General features: G+C 44.5%; 15 protein-coding genes. 5 read left to right on the top strand and 10 right to left on the bottom strand.

Annotated features, from left to right (window positions below; all coding sequences use genetic code 11):
* Positions 1-31 precede the first annotated feature (31 nt).
* The 6 genes from FGL37_RS14795 to alaS all read right to left on the bottom strand — a co-directional run bounded on the left by FGL37_RS14795 (position 32) and on the right by alaS (position 8,559).
* Positions 32-1,441, bottom strand: coding sequence for a M14 family zinc carboxypeptidase (locus FGL37_RS14795; RefSeq protein ID WP_081817860.1), 1,410 nt, complete (start codon positions 1,439-1,441; stop codon positions 32-34).
* Positions 1,438-2,499 carry a S66 peptidase family protein gene (locus tag FGL37_RS14790; protein ID WP_028069854.1) on the bottom strand — a complete coding sequence of 354 codons (1,062 nt, stop codon included), beginning with the start codon at positions 2,497-2,499 and terminating at the stop codon, positions 1,438-1,440. Before FGL37_RS14790 ends, FGL37_RS14795 begins: the two co-directional genes overlap by 4 nt.
* Before the next feature lie 11 nt (positions 2,500-2,510).
* A complete protein-coding gene (locus FGL37_RS14785) occupies positions 2,511-3,848 on the bottom strand; it encodes a dihydroorotase (protein WP_028069853.1) in 1,338 nt (445 codons plus the stop codon).
* A gap of 188 nt (positions 3,849-4,036) precedes the next feature.
* Complete coding sequence (locus FGL37_RS14780; protein ID WP_028069852.1) at positions 4,037-4,732, bottom strand: response regulator transcription factor; 696 nt, start codon at positions 4,730-4,732, stop codon at positions 4,037-4,039.
* 103 nt (positions 4,733-4,835) lie between these two features.
* Positions 4,836-5,933 carry a TlpA disulfide reductase family protein gene (locus FGL37_RS14775; RefSeq protein WP_028069851.1) on the bottom strand — a complete coding sequence of 366 codons (1,098 nt, stop codon included), beginning with the start codon at positions 5,931-5,933 and terminating at the stop codon, positions 4,836-4,838.
* Positions 5,934-5,946: 13 nt separating this feature from the next.
* Positions 5,947-8,559, bottom strand: coding sequence for an alanine--tRNA ligase (gene alaS, locus FGL37_RS14770; RefSeq protein ID WP_028069850.1), 2,613 nt, complete (start codon positions 8,557-8,559; stop codon positions 5,947-5,949).
* Between the two features lie 427 nt (positions 8,560-8,986).
* Between alaS and FGL37_RS14765 the strand changes: the two genes are divergently transcribed.
* The 3 genes from FGL37_RS14765 to FGL37_RS14755 all read left to right on the top strand — a co-directional run bounded on the left by FGL37_RS14765 (position 8,987) and on the right by FGL37_RS14755 (position 12,125).
* Complete coding sequence (locus FGL37_RS14765; protein WP_028069849.1) at positions 8,987-9,835, top strand: universal stress protein; 849 nt, start codon at positions 8,987-8,989, stop codon at positions 9,833-9,835.
* 11 nt (positions 9,836-9,846) lie between these two features.
* Positions 9,847-10,689 (top strand): universal stress protein, encoded by an 843-nt coding sequence (locus tag FGL37_RS14760; RefSeq protein WP_028069848.1) that lies wholly within the window; start codon positions 9,847-9,849, stop codon positions 10,687-10,689.
* Positions 10,690-10,778: 89 nt separating this feature from the next.
* Positions 10,779-12,125, top strand: a complete 1,347-nt coding sequence (locus tag FGL37_RS14755) for an OmpA family protein (RefSeq protein WP_028069847.1) — start codon at positions 10,779-10,781, stop codon at positions 12,123-12,125.
* Positions 12,126-12,311: 186 nt separating this feature from the next.
* On the opposite strand, the gene FGL37_RS14750 is transcribed toward FGL37_RS14755, so the two are convergent.
* The 4 genes from FGL37_RS14750 to FGL37_RS14735 form a co-directional block, all read right to left on the bottom strand.
* The gene (locus FGL37_RS14750; RefSeq protein ID WP_028069846.1) at positions 12,312-13,121 is read right to left on the bottom strand and encodes a hypothetical protein; all 810 of its coding nucleotides are present in this window, start codon (positions 13,119-13,121) and stop codon (positions 12,312-12,314) included.
* Between the two features lie 120 nt (positions 13,122-13,241).
* Complete coding sequence (locus tag FGL37_RS14745) at positions 13,242-16,592, bottom strand: TonB-dependent receptor (RefSeq protein WP_232048709.1); 3,351 nt, start codon at positions 16,590-16,592, stop codon at positions 13,242-13,244.
* Positions 16,593-16,751: 159 nt separating this feature from the next.
* Positions 16,752-17,717: a FecR domain-containing protein gene (locus tag FGL37_RS14740; protein ID WP_028069844.1), complete on the bottom strand. Its 966-nt coding sequence runs from the start codon at positions 17,715-17,717 to the stop codon at positions 16,752-16,754.
* A gap of 99 nt (positions 17,718-17,816) precedes the next feature.
* The gene (locus FGL37_RS14735) at positions 17,817-18,431 is read right to left on the bottom strand and encodes an RNA polymerase sigma factor (RefSeq protein WP_051606836.1); all 615 of its coding nucleotides are present in this window, start codon (positions 18,429-18,431) and stop codon (positions 17,817-17,819) included.
* Positions 18,432-18,678: 247 nt separating this feature from the next.
* On the opposite strand from FGL37_RS14735, the gene FGL37_RS14730 reads away from it, so the two are divergent.
* The gene (locus FGL37_RS14730; protein WP_028069843.1) at positions 18,679-20,490 is read left to right on the top strand and encodes a DEAD/DEAH box helicase; all 1,812 of its coding nucleotides are present in this window, start codon (positions 18,679-18,681) and stop codon (positions 20,488-20,490) included.
* A gap of 203 nt (positions 20,491-20,693) precedes the next feature.
* Positions 20,694-22,457 carry an AMP-dependent synthetase/ligase gene (locus tag FGL37_RS14725; protein ID WP_028069842.1) on the top strand — a complete coding sequence of 588 codons (1,764 nt, stop codon included), beginning with the start codon at positions 20,694-20,696 and terminating at the stop codon, positions 22,455-22,457.
* Positions 22,458-22,459 lie beyond the last annotated feature (2 nt).

Below are 22,459 nucleotides of genomic sequence, written 5' to 3'. Positions count from 1 at the left end.
AGCGCTTCCTTAGGCCGTACAAAAACATCTTTTAAACAGCGGACACCGCATTTTTCATTGGCCGCTCCACCAGATGGGCAAGATCGATCAAATAACCATTGACCACCGCAAAGCGGATCTCTTCGGCCGTACCGATAAAAAAGTCTGCATTCTCATTGAGCATCAGGTTATGCTTCAAAAGTGTATGGTCTGTCGTCAATAAACGTAGGGGGAGCGAATGCAGCCTTCCCATATCTTGCTTATCCGAAAGCAAGACAGCAGCATATCCTTTTTTTAAGAGTTCTACCGCCATGGTTGCCAGCAGTTCATTCAGCAAAAATCGTCGCTCCGTATATACCTTTGCCGGAATAAATTGCAAGCCCCTCACATCAACATCGGTATAACCATAGAAGTCCTGTAGATCACCAATATCTTCAATGATGCCATCCACATAATAATCAGTGCCTACTGTCTTTTCCGTTTGGCGGATTGCAACATCTACCTGCATGGTTTTACCATTGCGCACGATCTCCAGATTCCGGATCAGGACGTCATGTAGCTTTTCGTCGTTGAAGGGAATGGCGGCATAATCCGCGATATCATAACGCGTATAGGTTGCTGCAGCAATTTCCTGGAACGCGTGTAAGAGTGCTGCGAAATTACATCTGCGGACAGTCAACTTCTCCGGATCACCAGCATAAGCTCCCGATTCGATCAGGATGGTGCGTGCACCCCACTTTTGAAAATTATCGCCAAAACCGCGCGGGGTGTGCGCATCGTCATATCTGGCGACAGCTCCCGGTATAAGTTCCTGCAAGAGCCTATTGATCCCCACAATAACACGCATGGCATCTCCTCGCACCGTATTGATGCTGCGTTCGTAATCGTAGGCAGGGGCCAATAGCGAAATTGTCACTGGAGTGCCTGTACCGGGGATATTATAATAGTTGTTCTGATTGTGAAGGTTAAAAGCAAAATCAGGTCTGAGCGTCATGGCCTGTTCCTTTAGCAGCGCCGCTTCCACTGTCGCTGTCGCACGTGCATCTCTGTTCATGTCAACATCCATCGCTGTTCTGCGCTGAAAGCGTTCAGCCCCGTCAGGATTGAGCATGGGAATGCAATACAGCGTCAATTTCGAAGCTAGCTCTTCCCGCCAGCTGTCGAAACCATCCCCCTCAGCCTCAAAAAAATTAAAGAGGTCGAAAAGAGCCATCGTCGCTGTAGGTTCGTCGCCGTGCATCTGTGACCATAGGAGCACTTTGATCGGCCCTTCGCCATATTTCAGCCGAAAAATAGCACGATCCTCCACCGAACGTCCAATCTCATCCACCATCCACCGTCTGCCCGCCGCACGCTTTTTCACTAAGGGCAGGATATCCCGATGCTTAAATCTCCTATGTGTCAACGCCTTTTCTTCGTATAAAGAAAAGGCGTTGATAAAATCTTCTTTTGTCAATATCATTGTTCATCTGTTAACGCTGGATCCAATACAGTGATGGTACCCAAACGTGCATCCATACGGACTTTAGCCCCTACCGGCAAAATAAATTGCTCGGCAATATGTCCGATCATCGCACCTGCATACGCCGGGATACGCAAGGGTACAATATAATCATGAAAGAGCTGATCCAATGTCACCGAACCATAACCACCTGAAGGTTTGCAGTTGGTACATTTTCCGAAAATAAATCCCTTGATTGCCCTTAGTATCCCTGCATTTTTCAGTTGGCAGAACATCCGGTCCATACGTTCCATATCTTCATCCACTTCCTCCATAAAAAGGATTTTATCCTTAAAATCGGGCAGATAGGGTGAACCGCATAGCCCTGTCAATACGGTCATGTTACCGCCCAATAATACAGCGTCTACCGTCCCCGGATGGATGGTGGTAATTCGGTCCTTGGTCTGTACGATATTTTCACCTTTTGACTTTGGATTCTCAAATAACGCGGGATTATTGGCAACGAACTGTGCCCTGAACGCTTCTGCGAGCTTGTTCGTCCAGGTACTGATTCCCACGGCACCATGAAAACTCACGAGTCCCGTTTTTGCATATAAAGCGAGGATCAGCGCCGTGATGTCAGAATAGCCAAGTAAGATCTTTGGATTGCGGGCAATCATCCCATAGTCTAGCCGGTCAAGCAGTCTCGATGTACCGGATCCACCACGGATACAGACAATAGCTTTAACGCTTTTATCGCCAAACATCGCATGTATATCCGCAATACGCTCTTCATCGGTACCCGCTAGGTTGCCATAACGGCTCCGGATATGCTTGCCTTCCTTCACATTAAAGCCCAGCGCCTCGAAGATTTCGCGCGCGATGCTGATCGATTCCTCATCGTCCAGTGCGCCCGCAGGTGTGATTAAACCAACGGTATCGCCCAAATGCAGCTTTCTGGCCAGCAGAGCCGCATGACTGTCGAGCTGGTTTCCAGCCTGAGCTCCATTCCCCGCTCCCAAAACTGGAATAGACAAAGCGCCCAAAGCCAGGGACCTTATAAAGGCTCTTTTCTCCATGGATGAATAATCTATCGGTTAAATAATAAACGTTCCCCTGCTCCTTTCTCGATGATCTTTCCATGGGAAAAGGCAACCTTACCCGACACGACGGTATGCTCGATCGTCGAACTGAACGTATGTCCTTCAAATGGCGACCAGCCACATTTGGACAGTATATTGGATTTTGACACGGTATAAGGTTTATTTAGGTCTACCAGGACCAGGTCTGCCCAGTAGCCCTCCCGGATATATCCGCGGTCTTCGATCTGAAACAATGTAGCTGTGTTATGGGCTGATTTTTGAACAAGCTGTTCTAAAGTCATTTTGCCGGCTTTAACCATATCCAGCAGCGCCTGTAATGCATGCTGAACCAAGGGGCCGCCGCTAGGGGCTGAAGCATACGCCTGCGTTTTTTCGGCAATGGTATGTGGTGCGTGATCCGTGGCGATCACGTCGATATGACCATCCAGCAATGCCTTAAGGATCTGGTCACGGTCATGAGCTGTTTTTACAGCAGGATTCCATTTGATAAAATTTCCTTTTGACGCGTAATCCTGATCCGAAAACCAAAGGTGATGGATACAGGCTTCGGCTGTAATTTTTTTATCCTTTAGTGGGATATCGTTTCTGAACAGCTCAATTTCTTTCGCCGTTGAGATATGAAGAATATGCAATCTTGTCTGGTGCTTCCTGGCGAGTGCAACCGCTTTGGAAGAGGACAGGTAACAGGCTTCTTCGGAGCGGATCAGCGGGTGCATTTCGATTTTCAGGCCATCTTCACCGTACTTTTCTTTAAAGTGAGCAAGGTTCGCCTTGATCGTTGCTTCGTCCTCACAGTGAGTGGCAATTAAAGTGGGGGCATTTGCGAATATACCTTCCAGCGCCTTCTCATTGTCGACCAGCATATTTCCTGTGGAGGAGCCCATAAATACCTTGATACCACAGACGGTCCTGGGATCAGTCTTCAATACTTCTTCGAGATTATCGTTGGCCGCTCCCATAAAAAAAGAGTAGTTGGCCAGGGCATTTTTTGCCGCGATATCATATTTATCCTGCAGCAGCTCCTGAGTCAACGTGTTGGGTACCGTATTGGGCATTTCCATAAATGAGGTTGTACCGCCCGCCACAGCAGCACGGCTCTCGTGCCAAATGTCGGCTTTGTGCGTCAATCCCGGCTCACGGAAATGGACCTGATCATCAATTAAACCTGGAAAGAGATGTAACCCTTCAGCATTAATTTCTTGATCTGCAGGATGATTGATTTCCTGCGCGATCATTTCAATCCGACCATTGCTGATGTAAACGTCCGCTGCCTCAACTTTGCCTTCATTGACAAGCTGCGCGGATTTTATAAGAATAGATGACATGTTGATCTTTTTTACTTTGCTATATACACCAAAAGTAAAGATTTGCGCTGTTCTTAACAAGTGCGTTGTGAATCTCTGCTGTGGTGATACTGAATACAAGCGCGGGAGTCATCAAGCGATAACATGGTCGTACGTTCTGGTGAACAGGAGCTGAGGCTATGCGAAAAAAGAGGCTTTAGCCTCTTTTGTTATTCTTTATCAAACTTATATCCGACCCCCTTCACGGTAGTCACATAATCATCGCCTATTTTTTCGCGAAGTTTTCGGATATGCACATCAATGGTCCGATTGGTGACGACCACCGAATCTTCCCAGATACTCTTTAAGATCTGTTCACGGGTAAAAACCTTGTTCGGTTTGGATGCCAGCAGATAGAGCAGTTCAAACTCTTTCTTGGCAAGTACAATCTTTTGCTCGCCTTTATAGACTAGGAAGGAGTCCCGATCAATGACCAGATCCGCTATTTCAATTTTGTCCTGTGCAGCAGCATCCGATTCTTCCGATGCATTTCGTCTCAGAATTGCATTGATACGACTCATCAAAGCCCTTGGTTTAATCGGTTTGGCGATATAATCATCGGCTCCCACATGGAAACCGGCAATTTCAGAATATTCTTCGCTTCTTGCGGTTAAAAACACCATAAAGGTACTTTTAAACTCAGGCATCGCACGCATAATGCGACAAGCTTCGATACCATCCATCTTGGGCATCATTACGTCCAGGATGATTAGATCCGGGTTCACTTGTTTGGCAACTTGTATTGCCTCTTCCCCATTTTGCGCTGTAGAGACCTGATATCCCTCCCGGTTTAAATTAAATGCAATTAAATCCAGAATATCCTTCTCGTCGTCAACAATTAAAATCTTTTGTTTCGAAGAACTCATTTGTCTTATTTTTTTTGCTAAAATATAAACAAAATGATAATAATTAGTTAATCTAATGTTACCAAATTATTAAGTAATATTTCAATTAACAATAACATACAGATTACTTAATTGTTTTTTTCAAAAATGCTGCGAGCTCTTCTCCACGTAGATTTTTAGCGATAATAACACCGTTGGGATCCAGGATATAGGAAGTAGGCAAAGCCTTCACACGATATTCTACGACCACGGGCGAGCTCCACGCCTTCAGATCAGATACATGTGTCCAATCCAGCTTATCGTCTGCGATTGCCCGCATCCATGATCCCGGGTTGTCATCGAAAGACACCGAAAGTATATCAAAACCTTTGTTATGATAGGTATTATATAGCTTGACGAGATTAGGATTTTCCTGACGGCAAGGCATACACCATGAGGCCCAGAAATCCACCAACGTATATTTGCCTTTGTAACTCGATAACCTGACCTCCTTGTTAGATGGGGTAAACGATACCAGTTCGGGCGCCGGCTGCCCAATGGCCATCTTTTTTAGCTTCTGCGTTTCCTCTTTAAACTGGCTGACATACCTGTTTTCAGTAAATTGATCTTTAATCTTGTCGGCATAAGCTATGATTTCTGCTTCTGCGACCTCAGGGTCCAAGGTCGAAATGGCATAGAACCCAGCAAGATCGTTGTGCTTATTGGAAAACTCCACGGCTTTTGCCGTATACGCCCGCAGTTCATCCGCAAATTTGGCTTTATATGCTGCGCGCAACTTTTCAATCTCATCGGCAGTTGAATTGGCCGTTAGCTTGGAAAAGACGGTTTGAAGCGAATCCTGAATATAGTCACGACGATTCCGCTCTTTGGCAAATGGCTGTATTGTTTTGGACAGTTCCGACCCTTCGATATGATAGTCGTTGACATCTTTGTGCAAATCTGCCTGAAACGAAATGGTTTCCCCCGGAGTGGCGATCAGATCATAGCGATTTTTGCCAACACGCAGCGAGAGCAGCCTTGACTGGCTCGCCGGACGGACAAACTGGAACTTATTATTGTCGCCAAAAAACATCGAATCCAGCTTGTTATCTCCTTCATACAAGGAGATAACTTTGATATTGCCTGGATTTTCTATCTTTCCTTCGATGGTGAACTGTTCCTTATTCTGGCAACTAAACATTAATCCTACTACACCAAGTGCTAAATAAATTGCCTTTTTCATCTATTCTTCCTTTTTATATAAACTCTTTTGCCCGTTCGATGGCTATCTTCAGCCCTGCAGCATGTTTACCGCCTGCTGTAGCGTAAAATGGCTGGCCACCGCCTCCGCCTTGTATATCTTTGGCTAGATCGCGGACGATATGACCTGCATTCAGTCCTTTCTCTTTTGCGAGCTCATCTGAAATCACAACGGTCAGGCTGGGCTTACCGTCAAATTCAGCGCCGATCACCAAAAATAGATTGTTAACACCGCCTTTTATCGCATAAGCCAGAGTTTTAACGGCTTCAGCATTCGGCAGATCAACGATTGTTGCCAAGAAATTGATCTCCCCCACCTGTTGAATCTTAGCTTCCAGATCAGATTTTAGCGCAAGTGATTTTTCTGTGATACTCTTCTCTATTTCTTTTTTCAAGGCACCATTTTCATCGAGGACTTTTCCCAGTGCAGCGACAAAATCCTTCGGATTATTCAGTAGTTCTTTGAGATGCTGTACCAGTTCAAAATGTTCACGGATCACCGCCGCCGATTTTGTCCCTGTGATGGCTTCAATACGACGTACGCCGGCGGCCACAGCAGATTCGCCGATAATTTTAAAAAAGCCGATCTGCCCTGTAGCTTTGACATGAGTACCGCCGCAGAGCTCCTTCGAAAACTGGTCATCGAAGGTAATGACGCGGACAAAGTCACCGTATTTCTCACCGAACAATGCCGTCACGCCCGAGTCCAAAGCTTGCTGATAAGGGACATTACGTTCCTCTTTCAAGGGGATATTTTCACGGATCTTGGCATTCACGATATCTTCCACCTGCTTGATTTCCTCATCAGTCATCTTGGCAAAATGGGATATATCAAAACGAAGTATATCGGCGTTGACCAGCGATCCTTTTTGATTCACATGGCTACCAAGCACCTGTTTTAATGCCGCATGCAGCAAGTGTGTCGCCGAATGGTTATTCTCTGTATCCAGGCGTTTGTTTTTATCTACCTGAGCCACAAAGGTACCCTTTAGTTCGAGTGGAAGTTTATTCGCGAAATGGACAAATAAGCCATTTTCCTTTTTGGTATCGGTGATATAAATCTTCTCGCCCGTCTCTTCGGAAACCAGTTCGCCCGAATCTCCCACCTGTCCACCGCCCTCCGCATAGAATGGACTTACCGACAGCACGAGCTGGTACTGCTCTTTGTTTTTGGTGACCACCTTACGATATTTTACGATCTCGGTGGTGGCTGTCAATGTATCGTATCCGACGAATTCAAAGCCCTCATCCTCATTCACAACTACCCAATCACCGGTATCAATAGCTGTCGCAGCACGTGAGCGATCTTTCTGGATCTGAAGGGCCTTATTGAAACCGTCCATGTCGACCGAAAGTCCCTTTTCACGGGCCAGTAACTCGGTGAGATCGATGGGAAAACCATACGTATCATAAAGTTCGAAGGCAAAGTCGCCGTCAATTACATCGTGATCTTCGACGTAATTTTCAAAGCGCTGTACGCCAGTAGACAAGGTCCGTAAAAAGGACACCTCTTCTTCAAGAATGACTTTTTGTACAAAATCCTGTTGCTGGATCAATTCATCGAATACGCCTGCAAACTGCGCTGCCAATACCGGAACAAGTTCATGAATAAAAGGATTTTTAAATCCTAGAAATGTATAGGCATAACGTACAGCACGACGCAAAATACGTCGAATGACATAGCCCGCTTTATTATTGGAAGGTAATTGTCCATCGGCGATAGCAAAGCTGACCGCACGGATATGGTCCGATACGACGCGCATTGCGATATCCGTCTTCTCATCATCACCATATTTCACTCCGGCCTTTTGGGAAATAAAATCAATAGTCGGTGTAAACACGTCTGTATCGTAATTGGAGGTTTTGCCCTGAATGCATCTGACCAAACGCTCAAATCCCATTCCTGTGTCGACATGTTTTGCTGGCAAGCTTTGCAGTGATCCATCTTTTAGACGATTAAACTGCATAAAAACGAGGTTCCAGATTTCTATCACCTGAGGATGATCCGCATTGACCAAACTTTGTCCGGACACAGCAGCGCGCTCAGATTCACTCCGCATATCGAAGTGGATTTCCGAGCACGGACCACAAGGACCAGTCTCCCCCATTTCCCAGAAATTGTCTTTCTTATTGCCAAGCAAAATACGGTCTTCGGCGATCCATTGTTTCCAGAAATCAAAGGCTTCTCTATCGCGCTCCAAGCCCTCAGTCGAATCGCCTTCAAAAATAGTTACGTACAAGCGGTCTTTATCCAGCTTATAAATTTCTGTAAGTAGCTCCCAAGCCCAGGCAATAGCCTCCTTTTTAAAATAATCACCAAAGCTCCAATTGCCCAACATTTCAAACAGGGTATGATGGTAGGTATCGATGCCCACTTCTTCTAAATCATTGTGCTTGCCAGAGACCCGCAGACAACGCTGTGTGTCGGCAACACGGGGAAATTTAATTGGAGCTTCCCCAAGAAACAGATCCTTAAATTGGTTCATCCCTGCATTGGTAAACATCAATGTGGGGTCGTTTTTTACAACTACTGGTGCTGAAGGTACTATCTGATGACCTTTGCTTTTAAAAAAGTCCAAAAAGGCTTGACGAATTTCTCTACTTGTCATTTAATCTATCTAAAAATATGTGCAAACTTACTCAAAATTGGTAGGTTATGCAATGTGGAATTCCAGATATTGACGCGGATATGGCGATTTTGATCCGTCTTGGAGTCTAGGTGGGCTGACTTTTCAAACGAAAAAATCAGGATAGAAAAACAGTATCGCAGACTTGTCAGCATAAGTGTATGACAGAAATCACAGATACTGATTAAATACAACATTTTATAGCTATAATTTTCTGCAGATCTTTACCTCGAGATCGTTAGATTGAACACGCAAAACAATAAAAACAATTTGACTTATTGCCACTGACTATTGCATTTGTTTTATTACATTTGATAGTATATAGGAGTAGGAAACATAATTTCCGCAAACGCAGTTCCTGAACGATGGAAAAAATTAAAGTAAGATATTGTAGCTAAAATTCCTTCCAATGAAAAAAAACATTCTACTACCGGTAGATTTTTCGGCTCATTCCAACAATGCAGTACACTATGCCGTCAACCTGGCAATACAAAAAGGGTATGCCATCCATCTTTACCACAATTATACCTCGGCATCCGCAGTCTTTGAGGAGGAAACCGGTCCCAATGGAAAGCAAACCTCAACATTTAAAGCCGACGTACTGATCAACAATCTTGCTGGCGATATTCGTTCTGCACACCCCCAGCTGACTGTTATTACGCAATGTGAACGAGGCATGATTACCGAAACACTGCCGGAGCTGGCCACGCCTGAACGCTTTGACTTTGTCATCATGGGCACCAAGGGTATTACCAATGATGACAGCCAGCTGATCGGAAGTACAACCTATGTGATCAGCAAAAAAGCAAAAGTACCGGTACTGGCCATTCCCACAGAAGCGACATTCGGACCAATCGATAAAGTCGGCCTGCTGTCCAACTTCAAGGAAGAGGAAGTACAAACTGTACAGGATTTTGTCAACATTATCGGAAAGGATTTTGAGCTCAAACTGTTGCACGTACACTATGATCATTCGTCTGAAAACCGGATTGAGGAAAAGTTGGAAGTCTGGAAATACAAGATCAAAAAATATATCGGTGTGACCAATATTGCTATTGAGGTCGACTCCATACAAGGCGATGTTGAAGATCTGGATACAGTTCCGGAGGTAATCAATGAAATGATCCATCAAGAAAAGATCAAAATATTGCTGGTAACGCGTTCACGGAAGTCATTTTTTGAACGCGTCTTCACCAGGTCGGTGGCAAAAGCGCTTTTTAGTCACCCCTTAGTTCCCATATTTTTCACCAAAGCATAATACGCAAAGCTATGTCAAAATTATTAATACCTGTCGATTTTTCTGAGAACGCACGAGTCGCTGCCGACTATGCTGCTCAGATCGTTCAACACACGGATGATGAAATCACGCTCTTCCATTCGTTCACTTCACACGTCAATAAATTTGCAAATGCGAAGCATTTAGTAGACCCCACCGAGGAAGAGGCACATGCCAAAATGCAAAGTCTCGTAGCTGAACTGCTACAAAAATATCCGTCGATTAAAATTTCTACCCTGTTTGCAAACGGAATTTTATCTGAATCTCTGGAAAAACAGGAGATCAAGGACAGCTACCAGACGGTGATTATGGGCACAAAAGGAGCCACGGGACTGGAATCTGTGCTGATCGGCAGCAATACCTACGACGTCATCAAAGAGTCCAGAATCCCGGTCCTGGCGGTACCAAAAAATGCTATAAAATTGAAAAAAGATAACATTGCATTACTGACAAATTTCAAACCCGGTGAACTGGAAGTGCTGAAACAAGCCATCCCGCTATATGGCAAAAACTTCCATTTGCAGCTCATCCATATCAACAAAAACGAACTGGATATCAATATATTAGACGACAAACTAAAAAAATGGATCGAACAGATTGTTGTCGAAACCGGAATCGAAGACATCTCGTACATTGTCAAATCGCCAAGCTATTTTGCCGGTTCACGAGAGAACATTGCCAACGGAATCCATACGATCATACGGGACGAAGATATAGACGTCATTCTGATTACAAAAAGCAGAAAAACTTTTTTTCAAAACATTTTTACAGAGAATATTGTTAAGCACATGGCATTTGAAATTGAGGTGCCAAATTTTTTTGGTCGTGTGGAATGACCAAATTTTTTTTGGCAAACTTATTGCTAAATGTCCAATGAAGTAATTTAACAACAGAATTATAGTAGAAAATTTTACAAAAACACGTTATGAAAATTAGCCTTAAAAAATCAGGATTACTTGTCGCAGCCGGAATCATCTCGACTGCGTCCTTTGCACAAAGCACAAAAGTGGCATCCATCGAGGGAACGACTCCACTGGGACCGGCAACGCAGTACAGAACCTGGTCTATCGGTGTGGGCGCCGGTGTAACAAGCTTGCAGAATATTGCCAAGTTAAATAATGGGGGATATGATAAACTGGACTGGAACTTAGGCTACAGTGCTTATATTAAGAAACAAATCTCCCCATCATTCGGTTTGAAAGCAACTTATTTTGGAGGAAAAACATCTGGCTATACTGCTGATGACAAACAAACAGGCTTCGAAACCAAAACACCTTGGTCTGTGGCTCTTTCTGGAGAATTTTTGGCGGCCAATACCAACTGGAGATTCTTCAATAGCTTTATCAAGCCTTATGCATCTATCGGTGTGGGTGTGATGAATGCCGAAACCGCTGGAATTACTGAAGGAAACCGAGGTGAGTATGGCGATTCGTATTCAAAAATCTTTGTACCAGCTGATTTCGGTTTTAAATTTGCCGTTGCCAAAGGTATCAACTTCGAATTGGGTTATCAGCTGAACTGGGTGAATCAACGCTTCGACAATATCGCTAATCCAGCTGTCGGACCGAAAATGGACAAAAATGACTTATTCACTTATGCACACGCAGGTTTAGAGTTTGCCTTGGGTAGCGGAAGCAAGCCAGCATTGAATAACTCAAACCCAGTGGCAACACTTGTCAACGATTACACGCTGAAATATGACGATCTAAAAGCGCAGAACGATGTTTTGAACGCAAAAAACCAAGCATTACAAAGTCAGCTGGATGGTCTTAACAATGAGCTGAAAGACGATGACGGCGATGGTGTTGCCAATAAATATGACAAATGTCCGGGTACACCTTCAGGCGTACAGGTTGACGGTTCTGGTTGTCCGATCGTCGTGAAAAACGAAACCAAAGTGGTTGAAAAAGTTGTGGTCACTGAAGCCGACAAGAAAGTTGTTGCTGATGCGATCAAAAACTTAGAGTTCGATTTAGGTAAAGCAACGATCCGCCCTACTTCTTACGCAACATTGAATAAAGTTGCTGAATTGCTGATTGAGAAAAACTTTAGCTTAAAATTAGCAGGTCACACAGACAATACTGGTTCACGTGAACTGAACATGCGTTTATCGAAAGAGCGTGCCGAATCTGTGAAAGCATATTTAGTATCACAAGGTGCCAACGCTTCACGCATCGAAGCTACTGGATACGGTCCTGATCAGCCAATTGCATCTAACAAGAATGCTGCCGGCCGTCAACAAAACCGTCGCGTAGAGTTTACACTTTATTAATCGATATTATTCGATATATACAGTCCGAAAAGGCATCACCATCAGGTGATGCCTTTTGTTTTGACCACGCCGTGTGCCGTTGGCTGGCCTATCGGCAACGATTATCCGATACCTCTGCCGAACATGCGTCAGGATTGAGTTTGTCGTTTACTCCTTCTCTCGATAGTGTCCACATTGACTCGCGACTTACTTTTTTAGCCAAACGTTGTCCAGACTATATCCCAACCCATCTACTGCGGTCATGCCATCAAAATCAAAATAAACGTCAGGTTCTTTTTGCGGGAGATAAACGATCCCAATATCTACTGTAAAATAGAAGAACAAAAAGACTTTCTGTCCATTGACAAGAACAGGTTTCAATGCTTCATCGAGTACCTCCGCCTTAAAGAATGCATGTGAAAACGGCTTTTTTGGCAATTTGATAAATTCCTTTGGAATGCTCTCCCCTATTACTCCTGTGGTCAAAAGAGGAGTCTGATCATAGCTGACCAGATCCATGCCCCAAGCATCGTCAAAAACTAATTTACCTTTATAAATAGCTAACCGAATAGGTAAGCCTTCCGGTGAAATTGTCTTATTGTAGTTCAGGATCTTTACCTGAATAGTATCCGGAATAACAGGCAGGTCGGCGCCCAATGGATTTTCAGCAACGACCAAAGTGGGGTCTATCGGGCTTTTTTCGTGCACACCAAAGGTGTTCAAACCAGCCCGGATGGGGAGACGTTGCGCTAAGACATGCTCGTCTTTGCTATTATAGCCCAATACAAGCGATGAGTCCGTATCTTTGCTGCGTACAAAAACAAAGGTACTGTTGTCATCATTCGCAGCTTTGCCATCAACGGTTATCCGTTTTATATCGGGGGACACGGAGCCGTAAGATTTGAATAAAACACGGGCCAATTCTTCTGATTCTTGAACCAGTTCACCTTTTCGGCAGGAGAACAATAAACTTCCTACTGAGACAGTAACAAACACTAGAAATAGATTTTTCAACATAGTATATGATTCTTGCGGCCGCTCAAAACGGCCGCCATAAAACAAACATTCATAATTTTTTGACGCAGATCGAGTACTTAGCTTCGTCATGAAAATGGATCACACCAACCATTTTACGTTTTAAAAGCTGTAAGTGAATGATAGATTAAACCTTCTTCCATCTTTTTTACGGTAGGTAATAATATCTCCATCCGCTTTATTGTACCTGTTGTCCCCTTTTAATTTTTTGATTACATACAGGCCGTCTTCGTTACCGACGCTATATCCCTCGACATTCTGATAGTACCGTGTCCAGTCGTCAAGCAGGTTGGCCATATTGAGCTTAACTTCCAGCTTACTTTTGAGAAAGCGCGCATATAGCTGAAAATCCAGTTGCTTCGGTGCCAGTTCATATTCTATCCGATTAGGATCCACTGAAGTAATATTCGTCCTATACCCCCTGTGGTTGTAACTGGCCGTGGCTCCAAAAGAATCTCCCCAATACCCAATACCTAGATTCAATAACCAAGGCGACTGCCCTATCAGTGGACGGTCTTGGTTAGGTGCACGGTTTTTCATGCGTTCGGGCAGCTCTTTACCATCCACAACTTTGTAATTCCATAAACTCAGTGCGTTGACTTTTGACCTTAAAAAAGTTGCATTGGCGGAGACAAAAAGGTCCGTTAACCAATCTTTATCACTTATAAAACTTAAGTTTTTCCTGACCTCAAACTCAACACCTTTATTTTTAGCCGATTCCATATTGTTAAACACATAATTCCTGCCCTGGAACGACTCATTCTGCACCAATTCTATCGGTTTGTCGATATATTTATAAAATCCCGTTAATGAAATAATCTCTCCGGGAGAAGGATACCATTCCAGGCGCAGGTCAATATTGTCCACGATCGAGCTCTCAACCTGTTCTCCCGAAATATATCCGTCTAACTCGAAATCATACATTGCAAACATGCCCACTTCTCTAAAATCAGGTCGTATCACTGTACGTGAATAGCTTCCGCGGACGTTAAAAGTACTGGTCAGACTATAGGTAGCGTTTACTGAAGGCAAAAATCGCCAATTATTTTCCTCTACACGAAGATTATACTCTTGTACACCACTTATGTCGTCTTTTCCATATTTCCTTCGGTACAACTCTTCCTGCCGGCTAGCCAGATTGAAATACTCAGCCCTCACACCATAGACTAAGCGCAATTTTTGAAATAATTTTTGATCAGCCATAAGAAACAGGGCATGGGAACTCATGTCGCCATTATAATACCTGCCCCCGATCCCCTCCGCATAATAGTAGGCCTGTCCATCTCCATTTCCTATATTTTCGGCAGAAAACAGGTTTTCATAACTTGATTCGATAGGAGGAGCAGGCTTAGATACATCTCCGACCATAGTCGACCGTGTCATGGGCAGAAACTTATACAAATCCAACGATCTTTTTTTCGACCAAGCCTGATATCCCAACTTCAGCAGAGTTGCTAGATTCGGGTGCTGATCAAACTTTTTGGAAAATGCCGCACTCCAATTGTAATCCGTTTCATCGATTCTCGTCCACATTCGCCAGTCTGTTATGGCCCCGTTATTTGACATTGCAGCAGTGGTCAGCAAATTAGGTGTCTGAAAATAAGGCTTCCCGTCTATGGTCGCCGTGATACGATAGGAAAGCTTCCGTTCATCTAAGATCTGCTGCTTAATTTTGTTGACAGAGAACATACCTTCTGCCTTTATCTGCCAGGGCAATATATATTCGCCCGTCAGCTGGTGCTGTTGCAGGGACATGGCCTCAGGCAATTGATACCGTAATTTATTAGCTGTCGGATTTGAATCGTTATATACTTTTCGAATACTCTCATTGTAGTTATCGGCATATGTCCGCGAATACATGTTCCGCAAAGAGATCTTAAATCCTTTTCCCAGCAGCCCCATATTACCGATGAAACCCGCACTGCTATTAAAACGGTAAGAGGTGCCGGCTCCATTATCTCCCACACCAGTGCTATCAATATAATGGCTGCCTATGATTGCAGAACCTCTAACGTTATTGAACTCAACGATATTCTGTTCATTTCGGAAATTTGCAGAGGCCACAAAACCAAAATGATTTCCATTGTTCAATTCGTATAAACGCCCTAAGGAAAAACGTACGTTCTGGTTGGGATACGCCTTGTATTTATAGAGCTTCATTGCTTCGCTGTTAAAACGTCGGGATTGAGCAATAGCATCCAGATCATTATACTTCACCCTGTCTCCGGATTCAGTCGGATTCAATGGTGTGCCGTTCAATTCAGGATCTGTTAATAGATAGCCCGGAGGGGCATCCAGCTGTAGTGCTCTATTATTCCATTGCCAGGTCTGTATTCCCTCCGGCATCTTTGCCGATTTGTCAAAAAAACCGAAATACTCACCTGTATGACGTTTTCCAAGCCGGTAGAAGTTTTTCCCCAATGTCCTGCTGTTACCTCCTGCTCCGACTTGAAGGGTGGTAAAATTCCGTTCGGGAATATCGAGCGTATTTACGGAAACCTGTCCACCCGAAAATTCGGCGGAGACATCGGGGGTAGCTGTTTTATTTACAACGACCGAACTGACTATCTCGGTCGGAATAATATCAAACGAAAAATCACGTCTATTCTGGGACGTACTCGGAATCACCACCCCATCCAGCATGGCCTGGTTATAGCGGTCCGACATTCCTCTAACGATCACATTTCTATTGTTGACCGTTGTTAGCCCTGTCACACGCTTCAGCACCTGTCCGATATCATTGTCCGGCGTACGGGCGATCTGCTCCGCAGAAATACCATCCGTCACCGAGGCTGCATTCTTTTGCGCAGCATACAGTCCAGCCACAGAAGCTTTCTTGAATGAGACGGTGACAACTGCGGATTCCAACGCATTTACCTGTGCTTTCATAGCGATATTTAAGGCTATACGCTGCCCTGAATAAACGGTAAGGTCCGCTATACGCTGAGTCTGATAAGATAAATAACTGACCTCAAGCACATAAGTACCGGGGTCGGCAAGCAATAGATAAGTTCCGTCAATCCCACTTTGTGTCGTCTTGTTGGTTCCTGCCAGTTTAATGCTTGCATTTGCCAAAGGCCGCCCCCGATCATCTATGATTTTGCCTGATATACGGCCGGTCTGCTGTACTGGCTTCTCGACCAATGTTATATATGCTCCGTTGTCATGCGCTACCAAGTTTGTTTGCCGAAGCAGGTAATGCATGATTTCGCCGACACTACTTCCTCTGAAAACTTTGGCGTCCACCTTTTTCCGTGCCAGATTATATTTACTGGCATCAAAAGCTATATGCACACCTTGCAATTCCAGGCGTTCAAAAGCTGCAGGAAGAGCGGATTCACTGAAGGAAACAGAAATCTTTTTGTGAAGCAACTGGCCGTGAGCATCCGAGGCGAAAAGCATCTGCGCAGATACAGCCGACAGAAATAACCCGACCAACGATGTCTTTATCATAAACTTAATATCGTTTTGCGTAACGTATTGGTTAAATTTCATAAATTTGTATATGTATATAATAGCTGTCTATGTTGTTGTATATATGATTATCGCATCCTAAGGATGCCTATTGGAATCAGGACTGACGATGGCGGTCGTCAGCTCTTTTCGTACTGACTAGTAGATGATCACTTTATTCCCCTCCTTTCTGGACCTATTGTGATGAATCTGCCTGATACTCTCCAGGGTAGCTGGCCACGATAGTTGTCTGGATATCGGCATAGTATAAAGCTGTCGGGCGACGCGGCCATTTGCCGCCTCCAATTCGATACCATAGCTATTTTTAACGGCTAGTGCCAGCTCTGCAAAATCGGACTGCCGGAGGTATGTCCGCCCCTCCGTCCAGCTGTTGCGTGTGGTGAGATCGAAGCTGTGCTGTTTATTTTGGTGGCTGTTTTTAGAATAATGGATCTCCTGTCCCCGTTTCAGCACCCCCAGAAGATTGCTACTGCCGGCCACCTTGACCCGGCCGGTGAAAACAGACACCGAAATTTCATCCAGCTCCGCATAGTTTTTCACTGTAAATGAAGTGCCCAGCACGGTCGTCTGCAGTTCCTGAGTTTTCACGATAAAGGCCTTAGCGGCATCTTTTCTAACCTCAAAAAAGGCCTCTCCGGCAAGCAACTCGACAACCCTGTCCTTCCGGCCGAAGGACAGGGTGTCCACTTTCAGCTGTGTACGGGCATTTAAAATAACATTTGAACCGTCTGCCAGCAGCACCCTTTTGCGCTGGCCCACACCCGTCTCAAAAATTCGGTAACTGGGTTTAACAAGAACCTGCTGTTCATTCTGCCCAAAAATTGCATCTTTATTCCAGAATAAAATCCCGGCGCAGATCAGCAAACTGGCCGCGACTGCCGCGGTCCATCGGATGCCGTTCGAAATAGAGATTGTCCGAGGAAAAGAAGGAGTCGCGATCCGGGATTGTATCCGGTCCCACAACTGCGACTCGTCGAGATGTCCAGTAGGCAAATCCTCCCGGTCAAGCGCATCGTACCAGCGGTCGACCAGATCCCGTTCGGCCCTGGTCGCCTTATGCTGTTGATATCTATAAATTAAAAATTCAAATACTCTCCGTTTCACTCCGTACATGTTTTTTTTATACAAGTCTTTAGAAAAGCGAAAAAGTACTTCAACAAATAATTAACGTATTATGAAAGAATTGTTAATTACAGCGCCATATCAATTAGACAGCTGATGCAAGGCAAAAATAAGCAGGAGGGTAAAACTGCCGTTCTGCGCATTCTGTTGGCCTAAAATGGCTTTTTTCAATCTTTTAGAGGCCTCGGTAAGATTATTCTTCACCGTCTGTTCGGAGAGTCCCATCCGGGCAGCGATCTCCCGGATCGACAGATGTTCCCATTTTAACAAAAGGATCTGCCGCATGTTTTGGGGCATCACCTGCAGTTCTTCCTCCAGCATTTTTTCCAGTTCAAGATACGTTTCAAGGTGGCTGGGATGTTGCTGCACGTAACTGAAAACATGCTTACTCCAATGATCGAGCAGCTTGTCTTTTGCTTTATTGGAATTGAAGAAATCTATGATCTTATACTTCAGCGTGCCTTTTAGGTAGGCAGGAAGATTCATTTGAATATCAATTGTGTGCCGTTTTTCCCAGAACTGCACAAAAAGTTCCTGAAGGATATCCTCCACGTCCTGAGGGTCAAGAATACGTCGGGCGGCATGTGCATATAGGTCTTTCCAGCAATATCGATACAATTGAGCATAGGCTGAGGCGTCGCTTCTCTCTTTAATAGCCTGCAGCCATTCCCGATATATAACTGGCACTTGATCCATACTTCAGCAAAAGTAAAACTGAAATATTAAGTTTTTATTAATAAATGGATAAACAAACCGCTTTAATAAAAATATGTTCATCTTCCGGTCTACTTTTTTCAGAATTCATTCAGGCGACCGAAATTTGACTTTATCTGTATCCTGTGGCAGGCATTAAAAATCATTTACTTAAATTATTTGATTATTCAAAAATTATTTTTATCTTTGCAACGCCTTAGGCAATAGTGCCTATTGTATAAAATATTTCATGAACCCATTTTTAGAACTGGGAATCCGTCATGAAGTTGTTAATGCCATCTCTGAGTTAGGTTTCGAAAAACCTTCTCCTATTCAGGAAAAAGCCATTCCTGTATTACTGACTGGTAACGACGATTTTGTCGGATTAGCCCAAACTGGCACAGGAAAGACCGCGGCATTTGGTCTTCCATTATTAGAACAATTAGACTTTTCTCAAAAACACCCTCAAGCGTTGGTATTATGTCCAACACGTGAACTGTGTTTGCAAATTGCGAAAGATTTACAAAACTTTGCGAAGTATATTGACAATGTACACATTGTTGCAGTATATGGTGGCGCAAACATCTCTGACCAATTGCGTCAGATCCGTCGTGGTGTACAGATCGTCGTAGCGACCCCCGGTCGTATGCTGGACATCATCGGACGTAATGCGATCGATTTCTCCAACGTCAAATACGTGGTATTGGACGAAGCTGATGAAATGCTGAACATGGGCTTTCAGGAAGATATCAACAATATCTTATCCGAAACTCCAGAAGAGAAAAAAACTTGGTTGTTCTCAGCGACAATGCCAAAAGAAGTTCGTCGTATTGCACAAAAATACATGACGGATCCTTTTGAGCTCACTGTAGGAACAAAGAATACAGGTAATGCTAACATTGAGCACCACTATTATCTGATTAAAGCAAAAGATAAATATGCGGCGTTCAAACGTATTGTGGATTCCAATCCCGATATCTTCGGTATTGTGTTCTGTCGGACCAAGATAGAGACACAGGATATCGCCGAAGCATTGATCAAAGATGGCTACAATGCCGATTCGCTGCATGGTGACTTATCACAACAACAACGGGATAAAGTCATGAAGCGTTACCGTGAGCGTAGTTTACAGCTCCTGATCGCGACAGATGTTGCCGCTCGTGGTATTGACGTCAACGACGTTACACACGTGATCAACTTCTCTTTACCGGACGAAGTAGAAAACTATACACACCGTTCTGGCCGTACCGCCCGTGCTGGTAAAACAGGTATTTCTCTTTCTTTGGTTAACGTGAAGGAAATGAGCAAAATCCGCCACATCGAAAAGATCATCGGTAAGCCTTTCGAGCGTAAACAAGTACCTCAAGGTGCTGAAGTATGTGAGAAACAGCTATTCTCGATCGTTAAAAAGATTGAAAATGTAGAAGTAAACGACGAGCAGATCACGCCATTCTTGCCTGCAATTATGGAAAATCTGGAGTCGCTTTCCAAGGAAGACATCATTAAGAGATTTGCTTCACTTGAGTTTAACCGTTTCCTGGAGTACTACAAAAATGCGCCTGACTTAAACATTGAAGCGCGTGAAAGTTCACGTGATGACCGTGGCGACAAACGTTCACGTGAAGGCTCCAAAGGGTATACCCGCCTATTTATCAACTTAGGATCTGTGGATGAATTCAGTCGTGGTGATATGCTAGGCTTTATCTGCAACAACGCGAATATTTCCGGAAAATCTATCGGTAAAATTGACCTCAAAGGTGTATTTACATTCTTCGAAGTTCAAGATGCTGAAGTGGATAAGGTATTTCAGGGATTCCAGAGCGTGGAATACAACGGCCGTCAGGTACGTATCGAAGTATCCAGTGACGGAAGAAGCGAAGGCCGTGGCGGCAGAGGCCGTGGCGACCGTGGCGGAAGACGTGATGGAGGGTATCGTAGTGACCGCGGCGGAAGACGTGACGGTGGATACCGTGGCGGAGACCGTAGCGAAAGACGAGACCGCAATAGCGGAGGTTTCCGTGATTTCTCCGGTAAACGCAAAGAATCGAAAAGCAAGTACTAAATTTAGACTTTAGTATTGAATAAGAGTAAGAAGACTCTGATTACAAGGCGCTGACTTTGTATCAGAGTCTTTTTCGTTTATAAGGTATCAGCCTTCCTTTCCTGACTGTATACGCTAGCGGCAAACGGACTATTCTCGTGCGCCATGCTTCATTCTCCACAAAAAAACGTAAATTAGCTTAATTACACGAACTGGAATTCCGCATGCCCACAGCAACAAGATTATTTGATTTAGCTTATCTGCAACAGGAGGTTGCACCCGGCTTCCCGATGTTTTCATACAAAAAAAATGGAGACTGGGTCACTATGAGCAATACCGTTTTTATCGAACAAGTAAACGAGGTATCCAAAGGCTTAATTTCTCTTGGTGTCAGATCGGGTGAAAAAGTAGCACTGATCAGCGAAAACCGCATCGAGTGGAATATTTTGGATTTTGCAATCCAGCAAATTGGAGCAGTAGTCGTTGCGATTTATCCTAACATATCGGCTTCTGATTATACCTATATTTTCAATCATGCCGAAATCAGGCACTGCATCGTCAGTTCAAAAAAAATTTATGACAAGATCGTCTCAATCCAAGCTTCGTGCCCGCTGCTGGAACATGTATTTACTTTGGACAAAGAGGCGGAGATACCACATTGGCTAGAATTTATCGAAACTGGTTTTGGTATTGCCGACGAACAGCTCCAGGTCTTACGCGAGGACACTACCACAGATCACCTAGCCTCCATCATCTACACATCAGGCACCACGGGAAACCCTAAAGGCGTGATGCTTTCGCATGGTAATCTGCTGGCCGATACCATGAGCAGCGAATATTCGTTCCCCGTAGAACGCGGCGATCGCGCGCTTTCTTTTCTCCCCGTCTGCCATGCTTACGAGCGTGTCTTTCAATACGTTTATATGTACAAGGGGTTGACCATCTTTTTCGCCCAATCCATGGACAGCATCGGTGAGGATTTCAAGTCGGTAAAACCCCATATCTTTTCGGCCGTACCCCGCGTACTCGAGAAGGTTTACGAAAAAATCCGCGCAACAGGTGAAGGCCTGCGGGGCGTCAAGCGCAAGATCTTTTTCTGGTCCTTACGTCTGGGAGAAGGTTACCAACTAGAAGGGCGGTCCTTGTGGTACAATCTACAGCTCTATATCGCCCGTAAGCTGATCTTTTCGAAATGGCGCGAAGCCTTAGGAGGTGAGATCAAAGGCATTGCATCGGGCAGCGCCGCATTGCAGGAAAAATTGATCCGCTTGTACATGGCTGCTGGCATCCCCATATATGAAGGTTATGGACTCACAGAAGCGGGCCCATGCATTGCAGTCAATTGCTTTAAAAGAGGGATGAAAATCGGCACCGTAGGGCTCCCCTTAATCAATATCGACATTAAGCTTGCTGCCGATGGAGAGATCCTGACCAGAGGTAAAAATAATATGATAGGCTACTACAAGGATCCTGAAGGTACCGCCGAAGTGCTCAAAGATGGTTGGTTATATACAGGAGATATCGGTCAATGGGTCGATGGAAGGTATCTAAAAATTATTGACCGCAAAAAAGAAATGTTCAAGACCTCTGGCGGTAAGTATATTGTTCCGCAGCAGATCGAATCCAAAATCGTGGAATCTCCATTCATTGAGCAGGCGATGGTCATTGGTGAAGGCCGTAAGTTTCCCGCTGCGCTGATCGTCCCCAGTTATAGCTATTTCGTGGAATGGGCCAAAGAGAAGGCACCATCAGTGAACAGCCATTCAGCAGCTGAATTTCTGAAGAGTGCAGCCGTGAGACAGCAGCTTGAAGCCGAACTCGACCGCATCAACCGCAACTTCGGCAATTGGGAGCAGATTAAAAAATTTGCAGTTATTCCAGCTGAAATGACAATTGAAACGGGTGAACTCACACCTACCCTAAAAATGAAACGCAAGGTCATCCTTCAGAAATACGCCAAAGAGGTCGATGCAATTTACGAGGACTGAAA

This window comes from Sphingobacterium thalpophilum, from assembly GCF_901482695.1.
In the GTDB taxonomy this organism is placed as follows: Bacteria; Bacteroidota; Bacteroidia; order Sphingobacteriales; family Sphingobacteriaceae; genus Sphingobacterium; species Sphingobacterium thalpophilum.
This window is presented reverse-complemented; position numbering and strand designations above follow the sequence as displayed.